The sequence below is a fragment of the Rhodococcus sp. RCBS9 genome, from assembly GCF_029457415.1.
Classification (GTDB): Bacteria; Actinomycetota; Actinomycetes; order Mycobacteriales; family Mycobacteriaceae; genus Rhodococcus_F; species Rhodococcus_F qingshengii.
Genome location: NZ_CP120422.1, coordinates 6,149,522 through 6,169,586, shown reverse-complemented (window position 1 = coordinate 6,169,586; position 20,065 = coordinate 6,149,522). Strand labels below are relative to the sequence as shown.

Genomic DNA, 20,065 nt, shown 5'->3' with positions numbered 1-20,065 from the left:
GTTGGGGCATGAGCGCTTCCACGATTGCTGTACTCGATTACGGCTCCGGCAACCTGCATTCGGCCACTCGCGCACTGGCGCGCACCGGGGCGCAGGTGGAGGTGACCAACGACATGAAGGTTGCACTGGCGGCCGACGGTCTCGTGGTGCCCGGCGTCGGCGCGTTCGCGGCCTGCATGGAAGGTCTGCGTGCAGTGCAGGGTGACCGAATCATCGGCAGACGCCTGGCCGGTGGCCGACCGGTGCTGGGCATCTGCGTCGGCATGCAGATTCTGTTCGACCGGGGAGTCGAATTCGGTGTCGAGGCGGAGGGCTGTGGCGAATGGCCCGGCACCGTCGAGAGGCTGCAAGCAGAGGTTTTGCCGCACATGGGCTGGAACACCGTGGAGGCGCCGGAGTCCAGCACCCTGTTCAAGGGCATAGACGCCGATACCCGCTTCTACTTCGTCCACTCCTACGGTGTGCAGAGTTGGGAGCTCGCGCCGTCCGAGCACATTGCACCCCCGAAGCTGACATGGGCCGATCACGGCGGAAAGTTTCTCGCTGCCGTCGAGAACGGTGCGTTGTCGGCAACGCAGTTCCACCCCGAGAAATCCGGTGACGCAGGCGCCGAGTTGCTGAGCAACTGGGTGCAGAGTTTGTGACCGGGGGATCCGGACCGAACGGCGGTGACGATTTCTCCCTCGCCCGTCTGGCGTTGTTCTCGCTCGGCGCCGCTGTGGCTGCGCTGGCGGTCGCAACTGTCGTCATCGTTGTTCTCAAACCATCGCCGGGCGTCGGCCTCGTGATCGGTCTCGTGGGGGTCGCCGCTGCGATTGCGGCAATGGGCGTCGTATCCAAGCGGATGACCCGAAAAGCGTTCGGTGACCCGGAAGACGGTACGAGGTCCTGACCTACTAGGGTTACCGCACGTGAGCCTGGTCCTTTTGCCTGCTGTAGATGTCGTCAACGGTGAAGCTGTTCGCCTCGTGCAAGGAGAGGCGGGAAGTGAGACCGGTTACGGGTCGCCCCGCGACGCTGCTCTTGCGTGGCAGAACGACGGTGCCGAATGGGTGCATCTTGTCGACCTCGACGCTGCTTTCGGGCGTGGGTCCAACAGTGAACTGTTGGCCGGCGTCATCGGCGACCTGACGGTCAAGGTGGAACTGTCCGGTGGAATCCGCGACGACGCTTCCCTGGAAGCCGCACTGGCCACCGGCTGTGCTCGCGTGAATCTCGGTACTGCCGCTATCGAGGATCCCGAGTGGTGTGCGCGTGCATTGGCCAAGTACGGCGACAAGATCGCTGTCGGCCTCGATGTTCGTCTCGTCGACGGTCAGTACCGCACCCGTGGTCGCGGCTGGGTCACCGACGGCGGCGATCTGTGGGAGACCCTCGCGCGTCTGGACCGTGACGGCTGCACTCGTTACGTCGTCACCGACGTCTCCAAGGACGGCACACTCACCGGTCCCAATCTCGAACTTCTCAGCCAGGTCTGCGCGGTCACCGACGCGCACGTCGTCGCCTCCGGTGGTGTGTCGACCATCGAGGATCTACTCGCCATTTCCAGCCTGGTTGATCAGGGTGTCGAGGGCGCGATCGTGGGCAAGGCATTGTATGCCGGTCGCTTCACTCTCCCCGAAGCACTGGCAGCAGTTTCCGGATAGATTTTCCAGATGACTCCGACGCGTGACCTCGACGAACTTCTCGCGATTGCGGGTCGGCTTCTCGACGGCGTCCACGATCAGTTCGTCTCCGGTGTCGGCGCCCCGAGTGCGGTCCGCAAGGGCTGGGGTGATTTTGCCACCGAGGTCGATCTTGCGCTCGAGAAGCGGTTGACCGCGGAGTTGTTCGAGCAGACCGGCATCGAGGTGCACGGCGAGGAATTCGGCGGTCCCGACGTCGGTTCCGGGCTCGTCTGGGTTCTCGACCCCGTTGACGGTACTTTCAACTACTCGGCCGGATTGCCCACTGCCGGAACGTTGTTGGCGCTTCTCGACGACGGTGTCCCGGTGCTCGGATTGACCTGGCTTCCATTGATCGGTCACACGTACGCGACTCGCGCCGGCGGTCCGTTGTTGGTCAATGGAATCGCCGTACCGCCGCTGGAGCCAACCGATCTGGCGTCGTCGATCGTCGGCTTGGGTGCGCTCAACGTCAACAGTCGAGGGCGGATCCCCGGCAGTTTCCGTCTCGACCTCCTCGCCGAGATCAGCAAGGTGTCCTCGCGGATCCGGATACACGGTTCAACCGGAGTCGATCTGGCCTTCACCGCGGCCGGCATCCTGGGCGGTGCGATCGTCTACGGCCGCAACGCGTGGGACAACGCGGCCGGGGTCGCGCTCGTTCGCGGTGCGGGCGGGGTGGTCACCGACCTGGCCGGCCGCCCGTGGACCGTAGAATCGGAGTCGGTGCTCGCTGCCGCTCCGGGCATCCACGGTGAGATTCTCGATATCCTCAACGCGCTCGGTGATCCGCGCGCTTCGTCCTCAGGAGGACCACAGTCATGACCCTCGCAGTTCGTGTGATTCCGTGCCTCGACGTCGACGCCGGGCGAGTGGTCAAGGGTGTCAATTTCGAGAATCTTCGCGACGCCGGAGATCCGGTGGAACTCGCGGCAGCGTACGACGCTCAGGGCGCCGACGAACTGACCTTCCTGGACGTGACCGCCTCCACGTCGGATCGCGGCACGATGCTCGACGTCGTAAGTCGCACTGCCGAGCAGGTTTTCATTCCTCTGACCGTCGGCGGTGGAGTGCGCACGGTCGCGGATGTCGATCGTCTGCTGCGTGCCGGTGCCGACAAGGTCAGCGTGAACACCGCGGCGATTGCGCGCCCGGAACTGCTGAAGGAACTGAGTGAGCGTTTCGGCTCGCAGTGCATCGTCCTCTCGGTCGATGCCCGCACCGTTCCCCAGGGGCAGCCGGACACACCGTCGGGGTGGGAGGTCACGACGCACGGGGGCAAGCGCGGCACCGGGATCGACGCTGTCGAGTGGGCCGAGCGTGGTGCAGAGTTGGGAGTGGGGGAGATCCTGCTCAACTCGATGGATGCCGACGGCACCAAAGCGGGCTTCGACCTTCTGATGATCCGCGCTGTCCGGGCGGCAGTCCACGTACCGGTGATCGCCAGTGGCGGTGCCGGCCTGGTCGAGCACTTTGCCCCGGCTGTCGAAGCGGGCGCAGACGCAGTTCTCGCAGCAAGTGTCTTCCACTTCGGCGATCTGAGCATCCCGGAGGTCAAGGATGCGATGCGTGCCGAGGGAATCGTCGTTCGCTAGGCGTTCTCGGCGCGGATTCCGTCGAACATGAGGCGGCTGATGGCTTGGTTCAACGCCGTGCAGTCGACGGACGAACCGGCTCGCAATCCTTGAATCGCACTTGCCAGCATCATGCCGTTGACGGCGTGGGCAGTGTTGTCGACATCGAGGTCGGCGCGTAGATAGCCGCATTCGACTCCGTGGTGCAGGTACGCCGCGGTCAACGATGCCGACTGGTCGAGTAGATCGAGCATCCGGCCCGTCAGATCGGCGTCGACGCCCGTCGTCTCGAACAGCAGAACCCGCGGGATGCGGGGGTCGTCGAAGAAGATGCGGGGGAGCGCCTCGGCGATCCGTCCCACTTGGGCGCGGTACTCGTCCAGTGTGCTGGCGGCGTCGGGAGCATTCTCGGTGGCCAGTGCGCTGATGATCTTTGCGACGAGGTCGTCGATGACGTGATCGATGATGTCGCGCTTGTTCTCGAAGTACCGGTAGAAGGTCCCGTGGCCGATTCCGAGAGTTGTTGCGATGTCGGCAATTCCGGTTGCGTGATAGCCGCGCTGGGCGAAGCACTCGAATGATGCGTCGATGATCTCGCGGCGCAATTCCGCCTTTTTTCGTTCCGCTCTGGTCATGGCCTTCGTCACATCAGGAATGATACCGTTCTCAATAACGGAATGACGTGTCAGTTTCTGATGTGCAGTTTTTCTGATGTGCAGTTCACGAGAGGGATTCTCCGATGGCAGTGCAGTACGACGCAGTAGTAGTGGGGGCGGGCTTCGGCGGAATGGGTGCGGCCATTCAACTCAAGCGGCTGGGCCTGAACAACCTGGCGATCCTCGAGCGCGAGGACGATCTGGGTGGAACCTGGCACGTCAACCGCTATCCCGGTCTGGCTGTCGACATCGCGTCGGTCACCTACTCGTATTCGTTCGAGCCCAATCCGAACTGGTCCAGGCTTTTCGCACCGGGCGCGGAACTGAAGAAGTACGCCGACCACGTCGCGGACAAGTACGATCTGCGGAAGCACATGACGTTCGGTGCCGTGGTCAACGGAGCCCGCTGGGACGAGGATTCCTCGCACTGGGTCGTATCCGTCGAAGGCGCGCCGGACATCACTGCCAAGTACCTCCTGACTGCGACGGGTTTCCTCTCGCAACCGCATCGGCCCGACATCTCCGGTATCGACGACTTCGCCGGCAAGATCATCCACACCACGGCCTGGGACGATTCCTACGATCTGTCCGGCACCAAGACCGCAATCATCGGAACCGGCGCCACCGCTGTGCAGTTGATCCCCGAGGTGGCGCGTCAGGCCGCAGAGTTGACCGTCTACCAGCGCACGCCGATCTGGGTGGTTCCCAAGATCGACGTCCCCATTCCGAATGCAGTGCAGAAGCTGTTCTCGCGTATTCCGCTCACCCAGCGAATCGCGCGCGCTGTCAGTTCGTCGATCCTAGAAATGATCATGGTCAGCGCGGTCCTGCACTACAAGCAGGTCAAACTGTTGAACAAGGGTGCGGCGGCCGCATCACGTGCGTTTCTGCGGTCCCAGGTCAGCGACGCCAGCCTTCGCAAACAACTCACACCGGACTACGACTTCGGGTGCAAGCGTCCCACATTTTCCAACAGCTACTTCCGTACGTTCACCAAGGACAACGTGCATCTCGAAACGACGCCGATCGACCACATCGCTGCCGACGGAATCGTCACCGCCGACGGTCGCAAGACCGAGATCGACACCTTGGTGCTGGCAACGGGATTCAACCTCTGGGATGTGAATTTTCCAGCCATCGAGGTTATCGGTCGAGAGGGACGAAACCTCGGTAAGTGGTGGCGCGACAACCGTTTCCAGGCCTACGAAGGGGTCGCGGTTCCGTATTTCCCCAATTTCCTCACGCTCGCCAGCCCGTACTCGTACAGCGGGTTGTCCTACTTCACGACGATCGAATCCCAGATGCAGCACATGGATCGACTGTTCGGCGAGGTGAAACGGCGCGGCGCGGAAACATTCGAGGTCACCGAAACTGCCAACGCCGAGTTCCTCGACCGGATGACCGAGAACCTGGCGGACTCCGTCTTCTACGGCGGTAGTTGCCAGACTGCACGAAGCTATTACTTCAATCAGCACGGCGAGGCTGCGATTCTGCGGCCCACGTCTACACGGAATGCGTTCGTCGAAGCGAAACGCTTTCCGCTCGAGGACTATTCGATCATCTAGGCGGGCTTGTCCCGCGTTCGGCTATCTTGCCGAGCTGACTCCGGTCGGAACCGATATCACGGGATAACGGTTCTGCCGGTTCAGTCGGGAAGTGACCGAGATGTGCATCAGTCGGCTCACCGCGGAGGCAGCGCCTTTTCGCGGAGATCCGATCACGATGGTAAATGCGTCGTATTTGTCCGCGGTTGCGAGAATGACACCGGCCGGGTCTCCATAGGTGCAGTCGTACGTCCAGGTGTCGGCGTGCGAGGCAAGTGCCGAGGTTGTCTGCTCGCGTTGCGACACCATCTCGTCGTGCAGACGCGTTTCGAATTCTGGTGAGTCGGTTTCGACAGGTAGGTCCTCGGACGTGATGCAGTGAACGACGTGGAGGGCTGAATCCTCCTTGGCGGCAAGCGTCAGTGCGTAGCTGAGTACATTCTTGCTGGTAGCACCTGGGCCGATGCCGAGAACGACGTGGCGGGTTCGGACGCGATCGGTACTCAGGTTCGCGAGATGGCAGATGTACTCCGGGTGCGGACCGTCATGACGTTGATGGTTCATGTCGGATCTTCTTCCAGAGCGAGAGAAGCGAAGGAACTTCCATTCTAGGGCGGCCGTGCAGGGGAATTCCACGGAAGTCACAGGTGGAAGGTATAAACGTCATATGAGTCTTGATCCCGCAATCGCGGCGAAGCTGAAGCGAAACGACGCCGGACTGTTCAGCGCGGTTGCGCAGGAGAAGTCGACCGGTGATGTGCTGATGGTCGCGTGGATGGACGACGAAGCGCTCGCGCGAACACTGGAAACCCGTAAGGGGACGTACTATTCGCGCTCGCGGCAGCAGTACTGGGTCAAGGGAGAGACCTCCGGGCACACCCAGTACGTGCACGAGGTGCGCCTCGACTGTGACGGCGATTCCGTCTTGCTGATCGTCGATCAGGAGGGCGCCGCGTGCCACACCGGCACTCACACGTGTTTCGACACCGACGTCCTGCTCGCTGCTGAGCAGTGACGCGAGATGGCCACTGACAAGACTCCACAACCGCTCGATTACTCGTTCACCGCTCCCATCGAGAAAGACGGTGCGTTCGCAACGTTCTTGGCCGTGCCCGGCTCGGCGGAAATTCTGGGAACCAGACGCGCTGTGAAGGTGGTCGGGACCCTCGATGGTGAGCATCCCTTCGAGGCGACGCTGATGCCCTCCGGTGACGGACCGCACTGGCTTCCGCTGCGCGTGGCGCTGTGCAAGGCGATCGGCAAGAGCGCCGCTGGAGAAGAGGTAGCGGTACATCTACAGCAGCGACTGAGCTGAAAGTTTCGCTCGAACCGAGGAGTCTCATGGTCGACAAAGCAGTTGATTCGTTGCAGTTGGTGGCGCGAGAACTGGGCCCGTTCGGCGGAGACGAGGGGAAAACGCGCATGCTGCGCATGTCGCGGACTCTCGCGGCACCAATAGGCACGGTCTGGGCGGCGATCACCGAGTTCGACCGCATTCGCCAATGGTTCATGCCGGTCGCGGGAGAAGCCATGATCGGCGGCCACTATCAGCTCGAGGGCAACGCCGGCGGCGAGATTTTGGCGTGCGAAGCTCCTCGAACTCTTCGCATCACCTGGGAATATGGCGGCGATGTGAGCTATGTGACTGTAAATCTCGCCGAAAAGGGCAGTGGTGCAACGCTGTTCGATTTCGAACATGCCGCGGACGTGGAGCCGGATCGGTGGGCCGAGTACGGTCCAGGTGCCGTCGGCGTCGGGTGGGACATGGGACTGCTCGGGCTGGCTCGACACGTGGAACTGGGGATCGCGACGCCACTCGAGACACCCGAGTGGTCGGCGAGCGACGAGGCCAAGGCATTCATCGCGGGAAGCAGTGAACTGTGGGCCGAAGCTGCGATCGCATCGGGCGACGACCCGGATGCGGCTGCAGCCGCCGCGGCTCGCACGACCGCTGCATACACCGGGTAGATCACCTCTACGAGGACTAACATCGGATTAGTCTGGTTGTTGCGGGACTTCCGCGCCACGAGCGGAGACGACGATGGTGTATCGGCTCATCGAAGTAGTAACGGTGTTCGTTCACTTCGGGTTTGTCCTCTATGTGGTGCTGGGTGGATTCGTGGCGTGGAAGTGGCGTCGTACCATCGGTTTCCACCTTCTTGCAGTCGTCTGGGGAGTCGGTTCGATAGCGGTCGGATACGACTGCCCGCTGACCAATCTCGAGAACTGGGCCCGCCGGATGGCCGGGATCGCGGAGTTGCCGTCCACCGGATTCATCTCGCACTACATCACCGGCGTGTTCTATCCGGCGAGTATCGAAGGCCTTGTACAGGCGCTCGCGGCGACAGTGGTTGTCGGATCCTGGGTAGGATACGTGCTGCTCGGACGGCATGCGAAGGGTGAGGTCAAAGCCTCTTCAGCGACCTGATTCCGTACAAACGATCCCAGCCGTTTCCGAATGGAAACGACTGGGAGGTGCTACCAGGATTTACGCGCGAGTCAGGGCTACCACCGGGATTGTGCGGATCCCAGCGGTCTTCTCCGCGTATTCGGCAAATCCCGGGTATCGACTGGCCTGCTCGTCGTAGATGCGGTCACGCTTCTCGCCGGTTACTTCGCTGACGGAGACCGGGTATGTTTCGGTGCCGATCTCGACCTCTGCCTGGTCGGTGGCAACGAGGTTGTAGTACCAGTCGGGATTGGTCGGGGCACCGGCCTTGGATGCAAAAACGTAGATGGTCTTCGGATCCTGCTCGTCTGCCAGATACATCATGGGACTCACGAAATCGCGTCCGGATTTGCGTCCTGTGTGGTGGACCAACACCATGGGCGCACCTTCGAAGGGGCCACCTACCTTGCCCTCGTTCTCCCGAAATTCCGCAATGATTCCTGCGTTCCAATCGTCGGTACTCATCGTTGTCTCCCGGTCTGCGAGTGGCGAAGGGCTCTGCCGCCAAGCTTTGCACAACTGGTGAATCGACGAGAGGTCATCTTCGGCGTCCAGCATGATCTACTATCTACGTATGAACGCAGATAGTGGTGTTTGTCGCCGTAAGCTTCCCGATGATCAAGTCGACCTCGTCGTCGAGGTGTTCCGCATGCTGGCCGACGCAACCCGTGTGCAGGTTTTGTGGGCATTGGTAGACCGCGAGTGCTCGGTGAACGAACTGGCGGAACGCGTCGGCAAGCCGGCGCCCTCGGTGTCGCAGCACCTGGCGAAATTGCGCATGGCAAGGTTGGTACGAACGCGCCGCGATGGTACGACGGTGTTCTATCGCCTGGAGAACGACCATGTGCGCCAACTGGTTACGGACGCGGTCTTCAATGCGGAGCATGCCGGACCCGGATTGCCGGGGCATCACCGTAGTGAAGGTGAACTTCGGGAGATACACCCGGAGCGCTCGGCGAACGTCGATCGGACCGATCAAGAAGAAGGTGCGTCGTGACGCACGAACCCAAGACGTCCCACGGCCACGGCCACGGCCACCGCCATGTCCACGGGCCGAGGGGATTTCGATCGGCAGTCCGCGAAGTGTTCTCGCCGCACAGTCACGACGCTGCCGACAGTGTCGACGACGCATTGGAATCGAGCGCAATCGGCATCCGGGCGGTCAAGATCAGTCTTGTTGCGCTCGGAGTCACCGCAGTTGCTCAGGTCGCGATCGTGGCGATCTCGGGTTCGGTGGCGCTGCTGGCGGACACCATTCACAACTTCTCCGACGCGCTCACGGCAGTCCCACTCTGGATTGCCTTCGCGCTCGGTCGGCGCGCTGCGACCAGGCGCTATACCTATGGTTTCGGGCGTGCGGAGGATTTGGCCGGACTGTTCGTACTCGCCATGATCGCACTGTCGGCAGTGATCGCCGGTGTCGAGGCGGTGAGACGATTGATCAACCCGGTCGAGATCGAGCACCTCGGTTGGGTAGCGGCGGCAGGTTTGATCGGTTTCATCGGAAACGAATTGGTGGCGTTGTATCGGATCAGGGTCGGCAGGCAAATCGGTTCAGCGGCCCTGGTGGCTGATGGATTGCATGCTCGGACCGACGGATTCACTTCGCTCGCAGTCCTTCTGGGGGCGGGGGGAGTTGCGCTGGGTTTCCCGTTGGCAGATCCGATCATCGGCCTTGTCATCACCGTTGCCATCGTGGCGGTGCTCAGGACTGCAGCGCGAGACGTCTTCCGGAGGTTGATGGACGGCGTCGAACCTGAGTTGGTGGACGACGCAGAGCATGCATTGATGCACGAACCTGGAGTCCTCGGTGTTCGTGATCTGAAGATGCGGTGGATCGGACACCGACTGCATGCCGATGCAGAACTCGACATCGATCCCCGGGCAACACTTGCCGAAGCTCATGCGATTGCACACAGCGCCGAGCATTCGCTCACTCACGCGGTGCCCAAACTCGCTACTGCCTTGGTGCATGCGTACCCGGCGCATGACGCGGCCAACTCCGAAGTCTGATACCGGCCGCCTTCCCGGTGATCTGTGCTTGATGTCAAGCGCAGGCGGCTTCCCAGGCGAAACCGTCTGGGTCTGTGAAGGTTTCAGACGCGCCGGCAACGGTCAGACGGTGTGATCCGGTGCCTTCCGGAGCAACCCCGGCATCCTTTGCCAAAGCGCGGCGACCATACAGTGCGAGTGTCACATTGTTTGCTGCACTGGTGAATTCGACGTACTTGCGACCGAAGCTCTTGGACACCTCGAGTCCGCGGTCGAGGTAGAACTGCTTGCTGGCCTTGACGTCTTCGGCGCCGAGCAGCAGCACGAGGCTGTCGATCGTGCGGGTGGCCGGCCCGTCGTTCTTCTTCGACGACGTGGCGATCTTCCAGATGGAACCGTCTGGAGCCTGGACGACTCCGCCGTATCCCCAGAGGGATTTCTTGACAGGCTTCAAGGCGGTGGCACCGGCTGCGAGTGCTGCGCCGACGAAGGCGTCGACGATGTTCGGTTGGGAGACGACGAGCGAGAGGGTGTACCCACGAAACCCTGTTGTCGGTTCGTTCGATTCGCGTAGCTGGATTCGATCTCCGACGCCGAGAGCGTTGTAGAAGGCTTCGGCTGCCGCGAGGTCGGGAACGTCGAGGATCACGGATTGCGCGGTGGTCATCTGGGCGCTCCCTGCTGATGTGTGGATTGGCGACGTGTGGTCGGAAGTGGACTTCTGTGGTGTGTTCATGTGTTTCAACGTAATTGCGGGTCCCGTGGCTGTGCTTCTCGATTTCTGATCGGCTTGCTGAGACTGCTTGCAAGGTGCAGCACTCACGCAGGCCTTAGGTGGGCGATTTGTCGTGAATATCCTGTTCAGCCGATGTTTTCTCGATAGGCTGGTGAGCGCTGATCGGACGTACCTCACGCCACCATGGAACGGGGAAACCAGTGATCGCACTGCGAGGAAAGTCGTTAGCCGCAGCAGTAGTGGTGTCCATGACGATGGCGTTGGCCGCGTGTACCTCCGGTGAATCGGCGCCCGAGGTGGGCGGCAATTACGGCTCTGGCGGAACCGCCGTCGACTATCGGGAGCCGGTGAAACTGAGTAGCCGAGATGGTGTTCTCGAGGTGCGCTTGTCCGCTCATCAGGGAGTGATTCCGCTCGATACCGCTTCGGCGCCCGTGTCGAATTTTCTGCTCTTCGGGTACGAGGTCATCCGCGGTACGGCGTCGGACGGATCGACCTCGGCGAGTGACGTCTATCCGGCGCCGACTCTCCGCGTCAATCCCGGAGAGCGATTGATCATTCATTACGACAACGATTTGCAGGATCTCACGATCCAGGACTTCTACGATCCGGCATTCACACCGGCGGGCGGGGACGTGCCGATCTATCCGCCGGCGCTGACGTCGGCTCCGCTGAATCTGCACACGCACGGAGTGCACGTGAGTCCGGACGGCAATGCGGACAACGTGTTGCTCAACATTCCCGCCGGCCAGGGAAACGTGTACGACTACGCGATTCCGGGGACGATGCCGAACGGTCTGTACTGGTATCACAGTCACCGGCACACCCTCACCGCCCAGCAGACGTACATGGGCCTGGCCGGGCTACTGGAAATCGGCCGGCCGGACGGCAATCTGCCTGTCGTGACGGCAAACGACGTTCCGATTCGCGATATGGCACTGCAGTACAACTTCGTATTCGACCGAAAAGGAAAGGGCCGACAGCTCAACGACGCGAACTGGCCCCAATTCGTCAGTACGTTGACGCCACCCGCCGGTACGGAACTAGCCGACGGCACGTACCGTCCGAGCCTTGCTCCGGTGAATTTCTCGGACACCACCGAGGGCACGCAGTATTTCACCAACTGGTACACCGGACCGTTGTCCCCGGCCAATCATCGTGGACAGAATCAATTCGTTCCAGGCAATCTGCAGAGCTTCGTGGGTGAATCGACGACTGTACCGGCCGATCCCTCACTGCCGGACAACCAACGCGATGTGCAGTACACCGTGAACGGTCAGTTCCAGCCGTCGCTGAAACTGAAGCCGGGGCAGACCGAGATCTGGGTGCTTGCCAACATCAGCGACTTTGCCTACATGCCGGTCACGTTGACGGAAACCGCAACCGGCGCCCATCCGAAGTTCGCCATCGTAGGGCAGGACGGAAACCCGTTCGACGAGGTCAGGCCACCCGTGGACGGGGACGGAACCAGGCTGGTGATTCCGCCGGCCTCGCGATACGCAATCGCAGTGAAGATGCCGGAGTCCGGCGATCTGGTGCTGGAGATGCCACCGCTCGAAGGTGCAAAGCCGGTGAGCAATCCAGGCATTCTCTACACCAACAACGGTACCGACAATCCGCCCGCCGAACTCGGAACCGTCACCGTCGACCCGTCGGTGATCAGTTACGCGGACGGATTCTTCACGTTCCCGACTCAGCAGTTGATCCGTGCGACGCCAGACGAGGGTGAAGGAAAGACGACTCCCTTCGAGTTCGGACAGAAGCTCGATACCTACACCTCGTTCGTGGATACCGCAGCGATGACGCCCGACGTGACCCGCAATCTCACAGTGTCCGGTGGGTTCGGAAACGAGAAGGCCAGCAACAGCGATCCGAAGGCCTTCACCTACGAATTCGCCGACAACACGTTCCCCAACATTCCGCTGATTCAACCGCGACTGAATTCCGTTGAGGAATGGAAGATCACGAACCTCAACAACGACGAACACCCGATGCATATTCACGTCAACGACTTCCAGGTAACGGAAGTTGTGGATCCCGTCGCAGGTACCACGACGGGCGTTCAGCCCTGGGGAATCGACAACGTGAACGTGCCGGCGCCGGTGACGGACGAGAACGAGAATGCGCTGGAACCAGCATCGGTGACGTTGCGGACGAAGTTCACCGAGTACACCGGAACCTTTGTGATTCACTGCCACCGACTCAATCACGAGGACAACGGTTTGATGGCGACTGTCAACGTGATTCCCGAGGTATCGACATATGCCGTCGCGATACCTGGTTCGGCCGGCGTGCCCGCCAAGGTGCAGATATTCGATGCCAACGGCGACAAACTGATCACTGCTGTGACGCCCTTCCCGTCGTTCGAAGGCACGCCGAGTGTTGCGATGGCGGACGTGAATGGAGACATGGTGCTTGATCTGGTCACTGGAACAGGAGCAGGCTCGGCTCCGGAAGTGGTGGCGTACAACGCAGTCGGCGGCGTGCCGTTCACCGACGAGTTGGCAAGATTCGCCCCCTTCGATGTGGGTTTCCGCGGTGGAGTGAACGTCGGCGGTGTCGACATCGACGGAAATGCACTGGCAGACAACATCATCGTTGCATCAGGCCCGGGGATGGAGTCGCAGGTCAAGATCTACTCTACCGACCTTCCGGCGGACAAGAGGTCCGCACCCGCAGAATTCGGTTCGTTCTCGCCGTACCCGGGATCGAGTATCGGAGTCACGTTCGCAACCGGAATGGTTGACAGTCACTCCGGTCGAGCGAGCATCGTGACAGCACCCGGCGCGGGCGAGGAGCCGTTGATCAAGACGTTCCGCTACGACCTGTACGAACCGACGGCGGCTGCGCAGGGCGACTCCGATGAACACGCAGGTCATACGGCTGGTCCTGTAATGACGTCGCAGTTCTTGGCATTCGATCAGGGCTACCGCGACGGGGTGTCTCTGTCGACGGGTTGGGTGGCGGGCGCCGAGGGCGGCGCAAAGTCGATAGTGGCAGGCATGCTCGGAGGAGAAGGATCAATCCGCGTCTTTTCGAGTGGATCCAGGCTCGACGGTGCACCCGAGATGTACCTCGAGAGTCCAGATCACCATTCGCCGGACGTGGCGTTTCGGGAGGTTGCAGCTTTCGACCCGTTCACCGGTCCAGGTTCGGGTGTCGGAGTGGCCACGACGAGCACGACCAGCGGCGCGGACCTCCTCGTAAGTGGCAGCAACGGAACGGGTGCCGAAGTTCGGAAACTCACTCTCGGTCGCGCCGATCCGTCTGCGACCACATTGACACCGACGCTTGTGGGAACGCTGCCGCCCTATCCTGTCGGCGGGGGAGTTCTGCCGCTCGGTGGCCGATGATCCGGTTTTGAGAGTTACTGAAAGTAGTTTCATATCAACGGGTCTCGAGCCTTCCTGTTCTCGAAGTTGTCCGTTTTGTCTCTGGTTATCGAAAGTGTGTTCGATTAAACTTTCGGTATGGACAGTCGGGATGCGTGGCAGCTGGATGGCGAGGACCTCAAGAGTGAGGTTCTGGATCTGGTGCGCGTCCGGCACGAGTTGCAGTCGCGGATGGTGTTGCTGATCGTGGAGATGTTTTCCCGGGAGACTGTGGTCGGGAAGGGTTTTCGGGCGATCGCGCAGTGGTTGCATGGTTCGACGAATTTGGAGATCGGTGAGTGCAGCCTGTTGGTCAGTCTGGCGCGGTTGTTGATGCTCGAACCTGTTGTCGCGGATGCATTCCATCGCGGCGATGTGGATGCGTTGAAAGCCCGTCAGGTGGCGTCGTTTTGTCAGCATCCACCCAAGAACATGACGCCGGCGGACGTGGACAAGGCCCGCGGAATCTTGCTCGGGTTGGCATCGAAGAACATCGCCGATTGTGATGCGGTGCGGGCGGCGATCCGGCGGATCGAGAAGCAGTACGGAAAACGCGAAGACGGCGTCCCGGTCGGCGAGGATTCCGAACGTAACGAGTTCTACGCCTCGAAAGGGTTGTACGGACGGGTGACCGTGAAGGGCGATCTGGATGCGGTGAACGGGGCCCGTCTGATCACGTTGTTGTCGAGCCTGTCTGCGCCGACGCCGGAGAAAGACGGCGTGAAGGACACCCGTACGCCGGCGCTACGACGGGCGGACGGGTTTTGCGAATTGTTGCGGCGGTACGAGCGGGCGGGGCTGGGTCCGATCGAGGGCGGAGTGAAACCGCACATCACAGTCACCGCCAGTGCAAAAGACATGACCGACCTCAAAGCATTGAAGGATCTACTGCCGTCGACGGAGGAACTCGGGTTTGCGTGGGCGGATTGGGTGGGTCCGATCAGTATCGATACTGCGCGGATGTTGGCCTGCGATTGCACGGTCACGCGGATTTTGTTGGATGAGAATGGTGTTCCGCTCGACTGCGGTAAGGAAGCGAGAACGGCGACGGTGCCGCAGCGGCGGGCGTTGGCGGTTCGGGATGGCGGGTGTGCGTTTCCGGGGTGCGGGACACCGTCGGGGTGGTGCGATGCCCACCATATTGTTCACTGGAACGATGGTGGCCCAACAGATCTCGACAATCTGATCTTGTTGTGCGGTCATCACCACCGGACGCTGCACCACACCGAATGGAGGGTGGAGATCGGACCCGACCGAAAAACCGTGTTCTATCCACCGATGTCGGTTGATCCGTATCAACAGCCGATCGGCGGAAACGGCCCACCGACGGCCGCCTGAACGGCCAAAACTGAAAATGCCAGCGTATGCACCGGGGAAGAATCATGCCCCGTTACATGCGCTGGCATTTCGTGTTCCGGAGAGTTCAGGGCAGCGACCAGAACTGAGTAGTCACGAGGTAGAAGACGACAACCCAGAACAACGTCACAGTGGCGACGATTGCCACCCCTTGTGCGTTGGTTTTTGCGACAGGAATCCCCGGAGGTGGACGCAGCCAACGGTGCAGGAGCCGATTCACGTAGTACGGCATCGTGAAGAAACTCATGATGAAGCTCGACAACAGGTTGCCGATCAACAATCCGAGCCAGAGTGGCAGCTTCAGCGGTGACAGCGCCAAAGTAAGCAAGACGACAGTCGGGTAGAGACCGACCCAGACCGCGATCGAGGTTTTTGTCTCCGAAGGTGGAGGGGCCTCGTTTCCGTTCTCGTCGAAGGCGAACCAACTGCCGAACGAATTGTCCACGGTTCGCAGTTCGAAGTCGTGGAACTTGCGACCCTCGGCGAGAAGTTGTTGTCGCTCAGGGGAAGTCAGCCACGTGTCGAGATGGGCAGCATTGTCGAAGCGATACAGCAGGGTCCACTCATCCTGCACACCGTCGACTGGGCGAAACAGTTCGGTGCCGCGGAATCCGTCGAAAGCACTCTCCACCTCCCGAAGGCGATCCTGCCAGGCAAGGAACTCGTCGATGCTGTCGTCACCTACTCGGTGCGTCACTACGACAGTCAGCAGTGGGTCCGGAGGCCTGATCCCGCCGCTCACTACCTGCTGCGTGGCCGGGCCGTCGAAGAACTGACGACCGCTGTCGAGGTAGTTCTGCCTCGTCGCGCTGTTGATCCACGCCTGAACATGAGCGATGGAGTCGAATCGGTACACGATCACCCAATCAGGTTGGGTGGGCGTCGGAGCAGCGATTTCTGCCCCGAGGAAGCCTGCATAATCTGCGGCCGCCCGGTTGAGATCTTTCTGCCAGACCTCGAATTCTTTCTCCAGTCCGGCACGCACTCGCTGGCCGATGATGACCGTCGCGGCGCTGTCCGCCGACGTGTTCGCGGTCATCGGTTCAGGCCTGAGTAGATGCGTTCCGGGGTGAGCGGTAGTGACCGGAATCGTGACCCGGTTGCATCCTGCAGTGCGTTCGCCAATGCAGGGGCAACCGGATTGATGCAGCACTCCGCCATGCCCTTGGAGCGGAGTGGGCCGACGGAGTCGGATGACTCGACGAGGATCACCTCCGTGCGTGGGATATCTGCATATGTCGGGATCCGGTAGTTACGTAGATTCGGGTTCATCATCGCGCCGTTTGCGTCTACGTGGAAGTTCTCGGTGAGTGCGAAGCCGATGCCCTGGGCGACGCCACCTTCGATCTGTCCCCGCACCTGCGCTGGATTGATGATCACCCCAGCGTCGGTGGCTTGGACGCTGTAGAGAATGCGGATCTCGCCTGTGACGCGATGGACGGCAATCCGGAAGCCATGAGTGTTGGACACCACGCTGCGCGGAGATCCGTATGCCTTCCGCGCCTCGGTGAATCGGATCCCGCGCGGGCGTGCGGCCTCGAGTATCTCTTGCAGTGTTAATCGAGTACTACCGCAGACGATCTTGTCGTCGTCCATCGAGCACTGGTCAATCGACACGCCGGTGTGGTGCGCGGCGAAGGCAAGTAGGCGATCGCGGAGCGCATTCGACGCGCGAAGTACCGCGTTCCCAGCGACAAACAGGCCGGCGCTGGCGAAAGCGCCTGTGTCGAAACCGGTTCGGTCGGTGTCCGACTGAATGATTCGTACACGTGACGGTGTTGTGCCCAGCTGATTCGCGGCGATCTGCACGTGGGCGGTAGAAGTACCCTCACCGAATTCGACTGTGCCGATGGCAAGTTCGTATACACAGTCTTCGCCGAGGGTGAGCCAGGCCTCGGAAATGTGCTCGGTGGGTGGCGCGGTCTCGTGTAGTGAACTGGCGGTACCGGTGCCGATCAGCCAATCGTCTCCGAGCGAGGAAACCGGTTGGCGCTTCAACGCGGCGTCGATCAGATCTATGCATTGCCCCAGTCCGTCTTCGGTGAAGATCACGTCGTCTGGGCCGTCTTCGAGTGCGACGAGCGAATCGCCCGGTCGGACGATATTGCGTCGACGCAGTTCGAGCGGATCCATGTCCAGCGCGATGGCCAATTCGGTCATGGCCGATTCCACGGCAAAGGCCGGTTGCGTCATCCCGTACCCACGTAGAGCGCCGCTCGGAACATTGTTGGTGTACACGGAATACGCATCGAACTTCTTGTTGGCGCAGCGGTAGAGCGATACTGCCGCGCCGCCGGCAAAGAGTGTCTCTCCACCGTGGTTTCCGTACGCACCGGTGTTCGAGATGTTTCGGTACTGAAAGGCTGTGAGGGTTCCGTCCGACTTGGCGCCGAGCTTGATCGTGAGCTTCATCGGATGACGCGGCGACGCGGTGGTGAACTCTTCTTCTCGGGTGAACTCGAGGCAGACGGGACGACCGGTGTCGAGGGTGGCGAGCGCCACCAGATCCTCGCTGATCACTTCCTGTTTTCCTCCGAACCCGCCGCCCACGCGTTTGCAGAACACGCGTAGCTGATCCGGGCGGAGGTCGAAGAGATGTGCGAGTTTGACCTTGGCGATGGAGGGGGACTGCGAACTTGTGCGAACGTGAAGGCGTCCGTCTTCCATCCAGGAGATCGAACCGTGCGTCTCGAGGTGCGCGTGCTGAACCCGCGGCGAGAAGTAGGTGCCTTCGTGGATGACGTCGGCCTCGGCGAACCCGGCCTCGACGTCGCCCACATGACCGTGAAGTTCGAGCAGGATGTTGTGCTCGGGATCTCGAACAAAGGGATCGTCGGATCCGTGCAGGGCTGGAGCGCCGTCGGCCATGGCCTCTTCCGGATCAAACACGGAAGGCAGGATCTCGTAATCGACCTTCACCTTCCGACGGCCTTCTTCCGCAGCGACGACGGAGTCGGCGAGGACGGCCACTACACGCTGACCCACGAACCGCACGACGTTGTCGAGAATGTAGGTGTCGTCCGGATCGACAAGGTGGTCGGTATGTATTGCCGTGGTGAAGAGCTTGCGCGGCACGTCTTTCCAGGTGTAGACGCGATGGACACCGGGGACGGCGAGCGCCTCGGTGGTGTCGATGGAGGTGATGCGTGCATGTGCGTGCGGCGAGTGCAGCACTTTCAGGTGCAGCATGCCGTCGATGGCGGTGTCCATAGTGTATTCGGCTCGGCCGGTCACCACGTCGGTGGCCGCCGGCGCCCCGACGCTGGTTCCGACGGCCTGTCCCGGGAGGGCAACTTCGACAGCACCGACACCGTTGACCGCGTCTTCGATGGATCGGTAACCGGTGCAGCGGCACAGGTTTCCCTTGAGCGCTCGCGGCAAGTCTTCTTTCTGCGCGTCGGTGAGCGCCGCCGAGGTCATGATCATCCCGGCGGTGCAGAACCCACACTGAAAGCCGGGTGCATCCCGGAACTGCTGCTGAATCGGATGGAGATCTTCGGGCGTGCCGAGTCCCTCGATCGTGGTTACCGCGCGACCGTCGGCGCGAAAGGCGGGCGTGATGCAGCTGTGTATCGGCGCTCCGTCGAGCCACACTGTGCACGCCCCGCAGTCCCCGCCGTCGCACCCCTTCTTCACCCCGTGGTGTCCGAGGTGCCGAAGAAACGTCCGGAGACACTGTCCCGGGAACGGCTCCTCGTGGAACTGCCGGTCGTTCACCGTGTAGCTCATGACTGGCTCCCCGTGAGTTCGTTTCGGAGCTCGTCGGCGTAGTGGCGGGCGAGGTGGAGGCGGTGGTCGGGGGTTCCGTTGGGATCGTCGAACCAACTGTCGGCCGAAATGGAGTCGACGGCTCGTCGCAGAGAGTGCTCGTCCGGCATCGTGTCGAACGTCAGCCGGATCGGATGGGTGGTGCCGGCGGTGATGGTGAGGTGAAAGTCGTCGGCGCCAGGAGTCTGCGTCGCGATCATGAAGATCGTCGAACGGCCGAGGTGCGTGAGACTGAAGCGGCGGTGGGCGTGCCGTTTGGTGAGTGAGTGCACCGGGAACTCGATGCTCCGAAGGACTTCGCCCGGCTCCAGGACATTCTGGTGGTCACCGGTCACGAAGTCGCACGCGTCGACGGTCCTCACTGTTCCGTCGGTAGCCCATAGTGTGAACGAAGCCTCGAGTGCAACTGCCAGGGTGATCATCGGTCCGGCTGGAAGTGACATACAGATGTTGCCGCCTACGGTTGCCGAATTCCACACCTTGAAGGAAGAGAGGAAGTACTCGCAGCTGACGCGAATAAGTGGACTCGCACGCCAATTGTCCGGCGGGACAAACGCATACAGTTCGGCAACGGTGCACGTGGCCCCGACACCGAAATGAGTCGCGCCGACCTCCAGTGATGTCCAGCCGAGCGCGTTGAGGTCGACGAGTCGACGGGTGTCGGGTTGTTCCGCTGAGAACAGCCACGTTCCTCCCGCGAGCCAGGCGTCGCCGGGACGCCACACGTCCCCTGGGCGATCCGGTGGTCGGCGTATCACGTCGGTAATGGTGGTGATGTCCATGCGCCTGCTCCCCTCGGGGGATGTGTCTTCTCGGAGTGGGACATTACCGAGGTGACGAGACACATTCACACTTTTAGTACATATCGGGCACGCGAAACATGAGCGATACGTACGTGACATCGACTGGTGGGGCGGTGCATGCGCTTGCCGATTCTGGGTACGACTGCTTGAGA

At 61.4% G+C, this 20,065-nt stretch carries 21 protein-coding genes; 14 read left to right on the top strand and 7 right to left on the bottom strand.

Going from position 1 to position 20,065, the window contains the following annotated elements:
- The first annotated feature begins 8 nt into the window (after positions 1 to 8).
- From hisH to hisF, 5 genes are read left to right on the top strand one after another with little or no spacing between them, the layout of a single operon-like run.
- Positions 9 to 644 carry an imidazole glycerol phosphate synthase subunit HisH gene (gene hisH / locus P0M12_RS28715; protein WP_003942389.1) on the top strand — a complete coding sequence of 212 codons (636 nt, stop codon included), beginning with the start codon at positions 9 to 11 and terminating at the stop codon, positions 642 to 644.
- Positions 641 to 892 carry a hypothetical protein gene (locus P0M12_RS28710; RefSeq protein WP_277377185.1) on the top strand — a complete coding sequence of 84 codons (252 nt, stop codon included), beginning with the start codon at positions 641 to 643 and terminating at the stop codon, positions 890 to 892. Before hisH ends, P0M12_RS28710 begins: the two co-directional genes overlap by 4 nt.
- A 19-nt stretch (positions 893 to 911) precedes the next feature.
- Complete coding sequence (gene priA / locus P0M12_RS28705; protein ID WP_003942371.1) at positions 912 to 1,646, top strand: bifunctional 1-(5-phosphoribosyl)-5-((5-phosphoribosylamino)methylideneamino)imidazole-4-carboxamide isomerase/phosphoribosylanthranilate isomerase PriA; 735 nt, start codon at positions 912 to 914, stop codon at positions 1,644 to 1,646.
- 9 nt (positions 1,647 to 1,655) lie between these two features.
- Entirely contained in the window at positions 1,656 to 2,489 is an 834-nt protein-coding gene (locus P0M12_RS28700) for an inositol monophosphatase family protein (protein WP_003942414.1), read from the top strand.
- Positions 2,486 to 3,259 (top strand): imidazole glycerol phosphate synthase subunit HisF, encoded by a 774-nt coding sequence (gene hisF, locus P0M12_RS28695; protein ID WP_003942380.1) that lies wholly within the window; start codon positions 2,486 to 2,488, stop codon positions 3,257 to 3,259. The genes P0M12_RS28700 and hisF overlap by 4 nt, the downstream gene beginning before the upstream one ends.
- Here hisF and P0M12_RS28690 read toward each other — a convergent pair.
- Positions 3,256 to 3,885: a TetR/AcrR family transcriptional regulator gene (locus tag P0M12_RS28690; RefSeq protein ID WP_037126827.1), complete on the bottom strand. Its 630-nt coding sequence runs from the start codon at positions 3,883 to 3,885 to the stop codon at positions 3,256 to 3,258. The genes hisF and P0M12_RS28690 overlap by 4 nt on opposite strands.
- Before the next feature lie 92 nt (positions 3,886 to 3,977).
- On the opposite strand from P0M12_RS28690, the gene P0M12_RS28685 reads away from it, so the two are divergent.
- Positions 3,978 to 5,459 (top strand): NAD(P)/FAD-dependent oxidoreductase, encoded by a 1,482-nt coding sequence (locus tag P0M12_RS28685; RefSeq protein ID WP_030537063.1) that lies wholly within the window; start codon positions 3,978 to 3,980, stop codon positions 5,457 to 5,459.
- A 21-nt stretch (positions 5,460 to 5,480) separates the two neighbouring features.
- Here P0M12_RS28685 and P0M12_RS28680 read toward each other — a convergent pair whose 3' ends face one another.
- On the bottom strand, positions 5,481 to 6,002 hold the full coding sequence (locus tag P0M12_RS28680) for a universal stress protein (RefSeq protein ID WP_030537062.1): 522 nt from the start codon (positions 6,000 to 6,002) through the stop codon (positions 5,481 to 5,483).
- Positions 6,003 to 6,105: 103 nt separating this feature from the next.
- Here P0M12_RS28680 and hisI point away from each other — a divergent pair, with 103 nt between their 5' ends.
- The 4 genes from hisI to P0M12_RS28660 all read left to right on the top strand — a co-directional run bounded on the left by hisI (position 6,106) and on the right by P0M12_RS28660 (position 7,866).
- Complete coding sequence (gene hisI / locus P0M12_RS28675; RefSeq protein ID WP_003942390.1) at positions 6,106 to 6,453, top strand: phosphoribosyl-AMP cyclohydrolase; 348 nt, start codon at positions 6,106 to 6,108, stop codon at positions 6,451 to 6,453.
- Positions 6,454 to 6,459: 6 nt separating this feature from the next.
- Positions 6,460 to 6,753, top strand: coding sequence for a DUF1905 domain-containing protein (locus tag P0M12_RS28670; RefSeq protein WP_030537061.1), 294 nt, complete (start codon positions 6,460 to 6,462; stop codon positions 6,751 to 6,753).
- Positions 6,754 to 6,779: 26 nt separating this feature from the next.
- A complete protein-coding gene (locus P0M12_RS28665) occupies positions 6,780 to 7,406 on the top strand; it encodes an SRPBCC family protein (protein ID WP_007732240.1) in 627 nt (208 codons plus the stop codon).
- 73 nt (positions 7,407 to 7,479) lie between these two features.
- Positions 7,480 to 7,866, top strand: coding sequence for a DUF2784 domain-containing protein (locus P0M12_RS28660; protein ID WP_030537060.1), 387 nt, complete (start codon positions 7,480 to 7,482; stop codon positions 7,864 to 7,866).
- A 60-nt stretch (positions 7,867 to 7,926) separates the two neighbouring features.
- Here the strand turns inward: P0M12_RS28660 and P0M12_RS28655 are convergent, their stop codons facing one another.
- On the bottom strand, positions 7,927 to 8,352 hold the full coding sequence (locus tag P0M12_RS28655) for a nitroreductase/quinone reductase family protein (protein WP_029255500.1): 426 nt from the start codon (positions 8,350 to 8,352) through the stop codon (positions 7,927 to 7,929).
- Positions 8,353 to 8,461: 109 nt separating this feature from the next.
- Between P0M12_RS28655 and P0M12_RS28650 the strand changes: the two genes are divergently transcribed.
- Positions 8,462 to 8,884 carry a metalloregulator ArsR/SmtB family transcription factor gene (locus P0M12_RS28650; protein WP_003942406.1) on the top strand — a complete coding sequence of 141 codons (423 nt, stop codon included), beginning with the start codon at positions 8,462 to 8,464 and terminating at the stop codon, positions 8,882 to 8,884.
- The gene (locus tag P0M12_RS28645) at positions 8,881 to 9,900 is read left to right on the top strand and encodes a cation diffusion facilitator family transporter (RefSeq protein ID WP_030537058.1); all 1,020 of its coding nucleotides are present in this window, start codon (positions 8,881 to 8,883) and stop codon (positions 9,898 to 9,900) included. Before P0M12_RS28650 ends, P0M12_RS28645 begins: the two co-directional genes overlap by 4 nt.
- Before the next feature lie 34 nt (positions 9,901 to 9,934).
- Here the strand turns inward: P0M12_RS28645 and P0M12_RS28640 are convergent, their stop codons facing one another.
- On the bottom strand, positions 9,935 to 10,546 hold the full coding sequence (locus tag P0M12_RS28640; protein ID WP_030537057.1) for a glyoxalase: 612 nt from the start codon (positions 10,544 to 10,546) through the stop codon (positions 9,935 to 9,937).
- Positions 10,547 to 10,863: 317 nt separating this feature from the next.
- Between P0M12_RS28640 and P0M12_RS28635 the strand changes: the two genes are divergently transcribed.
- Together P0M12_RS28635 and P0M12_RS28630 are read left to right on the top strand one after the other, a co-directional pair.
- Positions 10,864 to 13,968, top strand: coding sequence for a multicopper oxidase domain-containing protein (locus tag P0M12_RS28635; RefSeq protein ID WP_191908680.1), 3,105 nt, complete (start codon positions 10,864 to 10,866; stop codon positions 13,966 to 13,968).
- A gap of 117 nt (positions 13,969 to 14,085) precedes the next feature.
- Positions 14,086 to 15,324, top strand: a complete 1,239-nt coding sequence (locus tag P0M12_RS28630; protein ID WP_151098070.1) for an HNH endonuclease signature motif containing protein — start codon at positions 14,086 to 14,088, stop codon at positions 15,322 to 15,324.
- 85 nt (positions 15,325 to 15,409) lie between these two features.
- On the opposite strand, the gene P0M12_RS28625 is transcribed toward P0M12_RS28630, so the two are convergent.
- Genes P0M12_RS28625 through P0M12_RS28615 form a run of 3 tightly spaced genes read right to left on the bottom strand, consistent with a single transcriptional unit; the run spans position 15,410 to position 19,892 of the window.
- Complete coding sequence (locus tag P0M12_RS28625) at positions 15,410 to 16,381, bottom strand: antibiotic biosynthesis monooxygenase (RefSeq protein ID WP_030538060.1); 972 nt, start codon at positions 16,379 to 16,381, stop codon at positions 15,410 to 15,412.
- A complete protein-coding gene (locus P0M12_RS28620; RefSeq protein WP_030538059.1) occupies positions 16,378 to 19,071 on the bottom strand; it encodes a molybdopterin cofactor-binding domain-containing protein in 2,694 nt (897 codons plus the stop codon). The genes P0M12_RS28625 and P0M12_RS28620 overlap by 4 nt, the downstream gene beginning before the upstream one ends.
- Positions 19,068 to 19,892 (bottom strand): FAD binding domain-containing protein, encoded by an 825-nt coding sequence (locus P0M12_RS28615; RefSeq protein WP_003941432.1) that lies wholly within the window; start codon positions 19,890 to 19,892, stop codon positions 19,068 to 19,070. The genes P0M12_RS28620 and P0M12_RS28615 overlap by 4 nt, the downstream gene beginning before the upstream one ends.
- Between the last annotated feature and the right edge of the window lie 173 nt (positions 19,893 to 20,065).